Source organism: Cohnella lubricantis, from assembly GCF_014212015.1.
Taxonomy (GTDB): Bacteria; Bacillota; Bacilli; order Paenibacillales; family Paenibacillaceae; genus Cohnella; species Cohnella lubricantis.
The window spans coordinates 20,381-29,996 of record NZ_JACJVN010000094.1; the positions used below are offsets into that span (position 1 = coordinate 20,381).

The window sequence follows — 9,616 nt, forward strand, 5'->3', positions numbered from 1 at the left end:
TACGCACCAAAGTGGGGGAGATGCACGTCGGCGGTGTATGCGCAACGCCCCCGACAATACATCGACAATATCAACGAACGTTCGTCTGCATGCGAGCGGGTGTGGTATAATTACGGGCAGGAAATGGTACTGGAGGAAATGCAATTATGTCCTATTCCCGCACCCGTACGCATCAGATATCCAAGAAGCGGCGCTTCCGCAAGCTGCTGTTCGTGAATGTGACGCTGCTCGCGCTTATTGTTGTGGCGGGCGGGCTGCTGGCTGCCCAGTGGAGCGCTTCCGGCGGCGTGGACGGCGCCCCCGGCGGCCGCTCGGAGGCGCCGCCTGCATCCGCGCCTGCGGCCGGCAATGCGGACGAGCCCAGCGGCAGCGGCAACGCAAACGGCACCCCAACCGATCCTGGCAACGCCGGCGATGCAAGCAACGGCACGCCCACCGGCAGCGATAGCGATGCACCGGGCACGCCGGACGAGCCTGCCGGCGGCCCTGCGGATACGCAGGACCAAGTGACGCTCGCGTTCGTCGGCGACATTCTGACTGCCTCCACCGTGGGCAGCTACATGGACAAGAACGGCGTGGACTACCCGTTCGAATATGCAGCCGCCTCGCTTCAAGCGGCGGACATTACGGCCGGCAATCTGGAGACGCCGATTACGAACAGGGAAGACCCGGCCGAGAACAAGACGTACGTGTTCCGCGGCAAGCCGGAGTATCTAACCGGCATTAAGAATGCCGGGTTCGACGTATTGTCGCTGGCCAACAATCATACATTGGATCATGGATGGGAAGGCCTCAGCGATACGATGGACTACCTCGACGACGCGGAGCTGCAGCACATGGGCTCCGGCGTAGACGCCGAGGAAGCGTTCACGCCCGTCATCATCGAGAGCCATGGCATTCGGGTCGCCTACATCGGCGTGACGCATGTGGTGCCGGATGGCTCTTGGAAAGCCGGCGAGAACCACCCCGGCCTTGCGGATACCTATAATACGAAGCCGGCGGTTGCGGCTATCCAGTCGGCCAAGGAATTGGCGGATATCATCGTTGTGATGGTGCACTGGGGCAACGAGCGGGAGCAGCAGCCGGAGCAGGCGCAATTCGACGTCGGACACACGTTCGTGGACGCCGGTGCGGATTTGGTCATCGGCAGCCATCCCCACGTGCTGCAAGGATTCGAGTATTACAATGGCAAGTGGATCGCCTACAGCTTGGGCAATTTTATTTTCACAACGAACGGTAATTCGGTTACTCAGCAGACAGGCGTTCTGAAGGCGGCCTGCACCAAGGACGGCGCTTGCGGCATGAACTTCGAGCCCATGTTCGCGCACAATTTCCAGCCATCGCCGATGAAGCCGGAAGAGGGAGCGCTGCTCCTCGCAGAGCTCTCGGATAAGTCATACGGGGCTAAGGTGGATGAGAAGGGAGATCTGATCCCTGTATCCGCCGGAGGCGGGAAGGAGACTCCTTGATGGCACCAACGAGCCGGGCCGCGCTTCATCCTTGTGTCGCTCATCGCGGATGGTCGGGAGGGGCGCCCGAGAACACGCTCGCCGCATTCCGATTGGCGCTTAGCGAGCCTAGCGTCTACTGGATCGAGCTCGACGTTCACTTGAGCAAGGATGAGGTGCCCGTTGTCATTCACGACGGGACGCTGAACCGGACGACGAACGGCAAGGGCAAGGTTAGCGAGCGTACGGCCTTGCAGCTGTCGCAGCTGGATGCGGGGAGCTGGTTCCACCCTATCTACGCGGGGGAGCCGATCCCGACGCTTGCGCAAGTAATGTCGCTCGTCTACGGTCGGGCTTGCCTGAACATCGAATTGAAGGAAGACGCGCAGGAGGGCGGCTTGCTCGTTCGCCGCGTGGTGGAACTCGTTCGGGCTTACCGGATGGAGAGCGCCGTCGTCATCACTTCCTTCGACCGCCGCCTTATAGAGCAAGCGAAGAAGCAGGCGCCGGAATTCCGCACCGGACTGATCACCGACAAGAAGCCGAAGGATCTGATCCCGCAGCTGCAATCGCTCGGAGCCTCAGTGCTGTCGATCGATTACCGTCTAGTGACGCCGAAGCTGCTGGCTGAGACGGCCACTGCAAGCATCGGCGTGATGGCTTGGACCGTCAATCAACCCGGCGATCTGGCTCGACTCGCAAGTATGCCGGAGCCGTTTCAGATTTGTACCAACTACCCGGACCGCTGGCTGGCGGCCGTCGCGAAAGGATAAGAGGGCATGACAACCATTACGAGACAGGATATCCGCAACATCTACTGCGTAGGACGCAATTACAGGCTGCATGCCGCCGAACTGGGCAATGCCGTGCCCGAAGCGCCGATGATCTTCACCAAGCCGACGCACGCGCTCGTCCCTTGGGACGGAGAGGTCGCGCTTCCGGGCGACAGCGGCTCTGTCCATTACGAGGCTGAGCTCGTATTGTATATGGCGGAGCCGTACCGGGCAGATCGGCCGCTTGACGAGCAGATCTCGCACTTCACGGTTGGACTGGATTTCACGCTGCGCGATGTGCAGGACCGGATCAAAGCGAAGGGATATCCGTGGCTCGATGCCAAGGGCTTCCGCAATTCCGCCGCGGTCGGCAATTGGCTGCCGTATCCCGGGATCGAAGAACTGTCGAAGAGCGACTTCACGCTCCGTCTCAACGGGCGGGAAGTCCAGCGGGGCAACATTAAGGATATGGTGTTCAGCATCGGCGAGCTGGCGGCATTCGTCGACTCCCGCTTCGGGCTAGGCGCAGGCGACTTGCTGTATACCGGCACGCCGGCCGGCGTAGGCGAGCTGAAGTCCGGCGATCGGCTGGTGCTGGACTGGAGCGGCTCCGTGGTCGCGGACGGCATCGCGGTGCTTCGATAATAAACGAATCCACAGGTCATTAATTGCTATTTGCTCCGGCGGAAGCCCCTGCAAGTGTGCCATCGGGTGCGCTGCAGGGGCTTTTCCTCTGCCGCATGCAAGACGATATTATCCCTGAAGTAGGGGAATATGGCACTTACTCATGGGACTTTCGGACTTACAATAAAGGTGTAAGAAGCGATCATCAATCGATTAGGAGGGTCTCACGAGTGCACAAGAAGCTTGTATCGTCTCTCGCAGTATCGATGGCGATGTCCGCTTTCCTCGCTGCATGCGGCAGCAACGACGGCAACAACACATCATCGCCTTCCGCCAGCCCGAGCGAATCGGCATCCCCTAGCCCATCGGCATCTCCTTCGGAATCGGCATCTCCGGAGAAGGTCGAGAACTTCACCGTCTCCTTGCGCCACATTCAGATCGGCGACGCGCAGAAGTTCCGCAAAGCCATTCTGGACGACGTCGTAGCCAAGACGGAAGCCGAAGTCCCGGGTCTCAAGTTTGAACTGGATCCTGTAGAAGACCAAGTGAACCGCTTCACGAAGCTTCCGGCCGAGATGGCTGCCGGCAATCCTCCGAAGATCTTCGACGTATTCGGCGGCGCCGGCGACACGCAGAAGTATGCTGCGGCCGGACGGATGCTCGATCTGACGCCGATTCTGGATGAGCTTGGCATTAAGGACAAGTTCCTTAGCGGCGTGCTCGAACCGTTCTCGGTCGACGGCAAAGTCTACGGCCTGCCGATCGGCGGCAACACCGAAGGCATCTTCTACAACACGGAATTGTTCGCCCAATATAATCTGAATCCTCCGACAACTTGGGACGACCTGATCAAAGCGGCGGACACCTTGAAGGCAAATGACATTACGCCGTTCGCGATGGGCTCCTCCGGCGCTTGGGTGCCGAACATGCTCGTCAACACGCTGATCGGACGCGTAGCCGGCGAGAAGACCAACAACGGCTTCATCACCGGTGAAGTGAAGTGGAATTCGCCGGACGTCCTCGCCGCCTATCAATTGTATGCGGATTGGGAGAAGGCAGGCTACTTCTCCAAGGGAGAGCTCGGCAAAGATTATGACGGCATGCTGAACGACTTCGTCGCCGGCAAAGCCGGCATGATGTTCGACGGCTCCTGGCGTTCGTCCGCGTTCAAGAATGACGCGGTTGGCGGCGCCATCGCCGGCAAAGTGGCGTTCGTGTCGCTGCCGGCCGTACCGAACGGCAAAGGCGACCAGACGTCCGTCAACGCCAACTACGCGAACGGCTACGGCTTCTCGTCCGACGTCAACGAGAACGAGAAGAAAGCCATCACGGCGTTCATCAAGAACCTGTACAGCGACGAGATGCAGCTTCGCGGCTTGCTCGAAGACGGCGTATTGCCATCGATGAAGCTGTCCGAAGCATCGGTCGCGCAAGTGTCGGATCCGGTCGTGAAGCAAGTGCTTGATGTGCTCGCGAACGCCGGCGCTTCGTTCCCGCACTTCGACTCTGTCGTGCAATCGAAGGTCTACACGGAGACCGAAACGCAGCTGGCGAAGCTGATCGCAGGCAAAGCAACTCCTCAGCAAGTAGGCGATGCGATCCAGAAGGTGCAAGACGCAGAGAACGCCGCTGCTGCCAAGTAATCCAAGCTGAATGAGGAGAGGCACCTCCCGCCCGCGCGTGGGTGGTGTCTCTCGATTTTCGCGGGGGAGGAACACAATGAGAGCCACTTTGAAAAATCCCTATATCTACCTGCTATTCGTCCTTCCTACGATTGCGCTGTATTTTCTATTTTTCATCTATCCGATGCTGACCTCCTTCTACTACGGCTTTACGAATTATAACGGGCTGAACACGCAAGATTTCATCGGCTTGGATAACTTCGTCAACGCCTTCCAAGACCCCGACTTCCGCAATTCGATCTTGAACAACATCTATATCCTGTTGTTCTCATGCTGCATTCAAGTGCCATTGATCGTCATCTTCTCGCTTCTGATCAGCAACGTCAAACGGTTGCAGGGCTTCTACAAGACGACGGTGTTCATGCCGTCGATTCTGTCCACATCGGTGATCGGGATTCTGTGGGGCTACATATACGATCCCGACGTCGGCTTGATCAACAGCATCTTGAAATCACTCGGCTTAGAGCCGATTTACTTTCTGGCGGATATGAAGTGGGCGCTCTGGTCCATTCTGATCACGAATGCCTGGCAGTGGATGGGCTTCTATATTGTGCTAATTCTGGCTGCGATTCTGGCCATCCCGCGGGACATCGAGGAAGCGGCGATGATCGACGGCGCGACCGGCGTGCAGCGGGCGTGGTATTTGACGGTGCCGCTCATTAAACCGGTTATCAACGTAGTCATCATGCTATCTATCGCAGGCGCGCTGCGCGTTGTCGATATCGTGCTCGTCATGACGGGGGGAGGACCTGCCGGTGCGACGGACGTGATGGCTTCGTACATGGTGAACCAGGCGATTAAGTACGGCGATTACGGCTACGGCTCGGCGTTGTCTATCATTATCTTCGCCATAGCGCTTGTCCTAACTGCGCTGTACCAGATCGTGATCGTCAGAAGACAGGAGAAGGTGGAATATTGATGGCGGCTAACGTGCGTAAATCCATTCCTCATCTCATGATGCTCGTCTATGTCGTCATTATACTCGCGCCGTTCCTGTTCATCCTGTTCTCCTCGTTCAAATCGAGCAACATCGAGATCGCGGCGCACCCGTTCGGACTGCCGGACAAGTGGGTGTTCGATAATTACAAGGAAGCTTGGGTTAAGGCGAAGATCAACGTTTATTTCTTCAACAGCTTATATTTGGCGGTCAGCGCAGCGGTTGTGGGCGTTCTAATGGCGGCGGCGACATCATTTGCCCTCACGCGGATGAAGTTCAAGCGGACGAGTGCGGCCATCTATCAATTCGTGCTGATCGGCATGCTGATTCCAGGCAACGTGCTGTTTATCGCGCAGTATCTTCTCGTAACCGACTTGCACATCCTGAATACGCATTGGTCGTTGTTCCTTCCTTACACGGCAGGAGCGCTTCCGTTCAGCGTGCTTCTAATCGCCGCGTTCATGCGGGCGATACCGAACGAGCTGGAGGAAGCCGCGATCGTCGACGGCATGGGCGTTCTGCGGATGTTCGCGCAGGTCATACTGCCGCTGACGGTGCCTGCGCTCGTCACGGTGTTCATCGTTAATTTCCTGGGCAATTGGAACGAATACTTGCTGTCCTTCTTCTTCATCAGCAAGGATGCGCTCCGCACATTGCCTACCGGAATGGTGCAATTCCGTGATGCGTTCCAGATGAACTATGCGCTCGTCTGCACGGGGATCGTGTTCAGCGTCGTGCCGGTGCTCGTCATCTATATGTTCCTGCAGCGCAAGATCATTGAAGGTTTGACCGCGGGCAGCGTCAAGGGTTGATCATCGGTTGAAAATAGGGTGTTACTCCGCGCGGCGGGGCCGATTCGAATCGGCCTCGTTTTTTTTGCGTTTTCGGATTGCGCAATTTATGTTTATTCAATATACTGTTTATAGTTAATACTGTATACATTATAAACAGAAAAGAGGAATGAACGTGAGCATGCTCTCAACCGCCGCTGACGCGGGGCAACAAGGGAAGCGGGCCGGAAGGAAGGAATGGATCGGGTTAAGTGTTCTCTGTCTCCCTTTGCTGATGGTGTCGATGGACGTATCTGTGCTATTTTTCGCCGCGCCTTCTATTGCGGAGGATCTACATCCGACCGCGACGCAGCAACTGTGGATCTTCGATATTTATGGCTTCATCCTGGCGGGACTGTTGTTAACGATGGGGACCCTGGGCGACCGGATCGGACGCCGCCGCTTGCTGCTGATCGGCACGGTCGGATTCGCCTTAAGCTCACTGCTTGCGGCATCCGCGGAGACGGCAAGCGTCCTGATCCTGGCGAGGGGGATTATGGGGATCGCCGGTTCGACCTTGATGCCGTCGACGCTCGCGGTCGTGCGCGCCATGTTTCAGGATCCTGCGCAGCGCGCAAAGGCGCTGGGCATATGGAGCGCCGTTATGGCCGGCGGCATTAGCGTCGGCCCGATCATCTGCGGACTTCTGCTAGACCGGTTCTCTTGGGGATCGGTATTCCTGATTAATATTCCTGCGATGGCGCTGCTCTTAATCATTGCGCCGATACTGCTGCCAGAATCCCGCAGTTCGGTCGCCACTCGCATTGATTGGCTCGGTTCGATTCTAGTGCTTGCCGCTATTCTGCCTGTCACCTATGGCATCAAGACGATCGCCGAAGACGGCTGGTCTGCGCTTCCCATCATTCTTCTCTTGATCGGTTTGCTCGTCGGAGCCTTGTTCGTCCGAAGGCAGCTTCGCTTGGAGCATCCATTGCTCGACGTTCGCGCTCTGCTGGAGCGCAGGACTGGAGGCTCCATTCTGGTCAACTTCATCGGCATGTTCGCGACGATGGCGAATTCGGTCGTCCTGACCCAATTCCTCCAATCGGTTCTCGGCTGCAGTGCCTTCGTCGCAGCGCTATGGAGTGTGGCGCCAGCGGTATTCGTCGGGGCAGCTGCACCGATGGCGGCGAAGCTATCGGTTACGACGGGAAGGCCGCGCGTCATGACAGGAGCCTTGCTGCTGTCGGCGATCGGATTCGGCGTATTGACTCAGGTCCAGCTAGGGGGCTTCTCTCCGATCACGATAACCCTAGTCGGCGCAGGGCTTGTCGCGGCAGGACTCGTCTCGGTCGCGACACTTGTGACCGATTACGTCGTCGGCGTCGCTCCGCCTGACAAGGCGGGAGCGATCAGCGGTTTGATCGAGACGTCCAGCGAACTTGGCGGCTCCTTTGGCATCGCGTTGCTTGGCAGCGTCCTTGCTGCCGTCTACCAACATTCCTCCACTCCGCATCTCCCGGCCGGTCTGCCTCCGGAAGCCGCGATTGCTGCCAAAGAGACCATCGCAGCCGCCGCAGCCGCTTCGCAGAGCCTGCCGGGGCAGACAGCAGCTCAGGTCATGGCCGTCGCTAAGGATTCCTACATGACGGCGATGCATGCCACCAGTCTCACGGCAGGCTTGATTGTCTTGATCGCGGCAGCGTTCACGGCCGTCATGCTTCGCGAGAAAAAAACGGTCCTTGAAACAGCCGCATAAACCGAGAAACGCCAAACGGCGATTAACCTGACCGCAAGGTCCCAGTTGATCGCCGTTTGACTTGTTGGGGGGCTCACTTATCCGCCGAATGGTTCCGTTTCCGATTCAAGTACTGCTCGATACCGTCCAGAATCCGCTCCAAACCGAAGTCGAAGTCGTCTCCGACGGTGTTCTCGCTCTCGTTCTCTCCGGTATAGGCGCCGGACTGAACCAGAGGGTACAAGTTTGGATATGCCTCCGGCTTTACCAGCGCTTGCAGAGCCGTCGTATAAGTGAGACCGCTGAACGCTTCCTCGCTGGAACCGGCCTGTATCGCCCGGTGCATATCGCGCATAATCATGCCGCAGGAGCGGGCATAGCCGCTAACTAACAGTACGAACGACATTTTCTCGTATTCGTTGAGAGGCATATCGCGCATAATCCTGAGGCCCCAATCGACGAACTTGAGCGTCTTTGGCCCAAGAGGGACGCCGGAGACGGGAAGATCGCCGAACCAGGGATGCTTCACGAAGACGTCGATGTTCACCGCCACATACTCGCGCATGCTCTCGCGCCATTCCGCGGCGGGCCGCTCCGTCGGAGCCGGAAAAACGCTGACTGCGTCTTGCATGAGCAGGAGGAGATCTTCCTTGCTCGGAATATATCGATACAGCGACATGGCGGTGAAGCCAAGCGCGGACGCAACCCGGTTCATCGACACGGCAGCCAATCCGTCCTTGTCGGCAATCTCGATCGCCGTCCGGACGATCTGCTCAATGGTCATTTCCCGCTTCGGACCGCGCTGCGGCGGCTTGCCAAGCCCCCAGGCGAGAGCGGCTCCGGCGGGAAGCAGCTTGGCTGCTTCATCAGGCGTAATCTCGTTCTTGCCCATTCGTAGAATCCTCCGCCCAGCTTAAATGTTTATCTTATACACAGTATAGCACATTCAACCCAGGGTCGAAAAAAAGCGACCGCAAGCCGGCAGCAGCCGATTTGCGCCGAGTCGTCCCGAATGGGACAATAGAGGAAAATCAGAGGAAGGAGGAGCCCCCATGAACGAGGAAGAAGCGCCGCGCGTGCACTCTTTCCCGCCGCTTGTCGATGAACAGTCCCGCATCCTTATCCTGGGCAGCATGCCAGGTGTCGCTTCGCTCGAAGCCCATGAGTATTACGGCAACCCGCGCAACTATATGTGGAGGCTTCTTTATAGTTTGCTCGCGGACGGCGTGCCGGACGAGCGGTACGAGGACCGGCTCGCCTTCGCGCTGCGGCACGGCATCGCCATGTGGGACGTCTTCGCCTCCTGTGTGCGCAAGGGGAGTCTCGACAGCGACATCCGGGATGCCGTGCCGAACGACATCCCGGGGCTGCTCCGCCGCTATCCGAACATTCGAGTCGTTGCCTGCAACGGAGGCAAGTCGCACGGCGAGCTGGTGAAGCAATTTGGCGATACGCCGGAGCTAGCCGTGCGGACGGTCATCCGGCTGCCGTCCTCGAGCCCGGTGCCGACGCGCAACTTCCGCGGGCTCGACGACCGGCTGGCCGCCTGGCGGCAACAATTAGGGCCATTCCTCCAGACTGATATGCTCCCCATACGGTAGACAGGTGAAATAATAAAACCTGCTACTGTAAGGGGAGCATTTT

Annotated in this window: 9 protein-coding genes; 8 read left to right on the top strand and 1 reads right to left on the bottom strand. The window is 58.2% G+C overall.

Annotated features, from left to right (window positions below; all coding sequences use genetic code 11):
- The first annotated feature begins 146 nt into the window (after positions 1 to 146).
- The 7 genes from H4Q31_RS20055 to H4Q31_RS20085 all read left to right on the top strand — a co-directional run bounded on the left by H4Q31_RS20055 (position 147) and on the right by H4Q31_RS20085 (position 7,993).
- Positions 147 to 1,469 (top strand): CapA family protein, encoded by a 1,323-nt coding sequence (locus H4Q31_RS20055; protein ID WP_185180836.1) that lies wholly within the window; start codon positions 147 to 149, stop codon positions 1,467 to 1,469.
- The gene (locus H4Q31_RS20060; RefSeq protein WP_185180837.1) at positions 1,469 to 2,221 is read left to right on the top strand and encodes a glycerophosphodiester phosphodiesterase; all 753 of its coding nucleotides are present in this window, start codon (positions 1,469 to 1,471) and stop codon (positions 2,219 to 2,221) included. The genes H4Q31_RS20055 and H4Q31_RS20060 overlap by 1 nt, the downstream gene beginning before the upstream one ends.
- Before the next feature lie 6 nt (positions 2,222 to 2,227).
- Positions 2,228 to 2,866, top strand: coding sequence for a fumarylacetoacetate hydrolase family protein (locus H4Q31_RS20065; protein WP_185180838.1), 639 nt, complete (start codon positions 2,228 to 2,230; stop codon positions 2,864 to 2,866).
- 209 nt (positions 2,867 to 3,075) lie between these two features.
- Positions 3,076 to 4,488, top strand: coding sequence for an extracellular solute-binding protein (locus H4Q31_RS20070; protein WP_185180839.1), 1,413 nt, complete (start codon positions 3,076 to 3,078; stop codon positions 4,486 to 4,488).
- A gap of 76 nt (positions 4,489 to 4,564) precedes the next feature.
- Positions 4,565 to 5,446: a carbohydrate ABC transporter permease gene (locus H4Q31_RS20075; protein WP_185180840.1), complete on the top strand. Its 882-nt coding sequence runs from the start codon at positions 4,565 to 4,567 to the stop codon at positions 5,444 to 5,446.
- Positions 5,446 to 6,276: a carbohydrate ABC transporter permease gene (locus tag H4Q31_RS20080; protein WP_185180841.1), complete on the top strand. Its 831-nt coding sequence runs from the start codon at positions 5,446 to 5,448 to the stop codon at positions 6,274 to 6,276. Before H4Q31_RS20075 ends, H4Q31_RS20080 begins: the two co-directional genes overlap by 1 nt.
- A gap of 160 nt (positions 6,277 to 6,436) precedes the next feature.
- The gene (locus H4Q31_RS20085; protein WP_245347541.1) at positions 6,437 to 7,993 is read left to right on the top strand and encodes an MFS transporter; all 1,557 of its coding nucleotides are present in this window, start codon (positions 6,437 to 6,439) and stop codon (positions 7,991 to 7,993) included.
- A gap of 73 nt (positions 7,994 to 8,066) precedes the next feature.
- Here H4Q31_RS20085 and H4Q31_RS20090 read toward each other — a convergent pair whose 3' ends face one another.
- Positions 8,067 to 8,864, bottom strand: a complete 798-nt coding sequence (locus H4Q31_RS20090; RefSeq protein ID WP_185180843.1) for a TetR/AcrR family transcriptional regulator — start codon at positions 8,862 to 8,864, stop codon at positions 8,067 to 8,069.
- 160 nt (positions 8,865 to 9,024) lie between these two features.
- Between H4Q31_RS20090 and H4Q31_RS20095 the strand changes: the two genes are divergently transcribed.
- Positions 9,025 to 9,573 (top strand): DNA-deoxyinosine glycosylase, encoded by a 549-nt coding sequence (locus H4Q31_RS20095; RefSeq protein ID WP_185180844.1) that lies wholly within the window; start codon positions 9,025 to 9,027, stop codon positions 9,571 to 9,573.
- Positions 9,574 to 9,616 lie beyond the last annotated feature (43 nt).

Excerpts from the sequence above, each read along its gene's own strand:
- H4Q31_RS20080 (WP_185180841.1), top strand. The coding sequence starts at position 5,446 with ATGGCGGCTAACGTGCGTAAATCCATTCCTCATCTCATGATGCTCGTC.
- H4Q31_RS20095 (WP_185180844.1), top strand. The coding sequence starts at position 9,025 with ATGAACGAGGAAGAAGCGCCGCGCGTGCACTCTTTCCCGCCGCTTGTC.
- H4Q31_RS20060 (WP_185180837.1), top strand. The coding sequence starts at position 1,469 with ATGGCACCAACGAGCCGGGCCGCGCTTCATCCTTGTGTCGCTCATCGC.
- H4Q31_RS20085 (WP_245347541.1), top strand. The coding sequence starts at position 6,437 with ATGCTCTCAACCGCCGCTGACGCGGGGCAACAAGGGAAGCGGGCCGGA.
- H4Q31_RS20090 (WP_185180843.1), bottom strand. The coding sequence starts at position 8,864 with ATGGGCAAGAACGAGATTACGCCTGATGAAGCAGCCAAGCTGCTTCCC.
- H4Q31_RS20065 (WP_185180838.1), top strand. The coding sequence starts at position 2,228 with ATGACAACCATTACGAGACAGGATATCCGCAACATCTACTGCGTAGGA.
- H4Q31_RS20075 (WP_185180840.1), top strand. The coding sequence starts at position 4,565 with ATGAGAGCCACTTTGAAAAATCCCTATATCTACCTGCTATTCGTCCTT.
- H4Q31_RS20055 (WP_185180836.1), top strand. The coding sequence starts at position 147 with ATGTCCTATTCCCGCACCCGTACGCATCAGATATCCAAGAAGCGGCGC.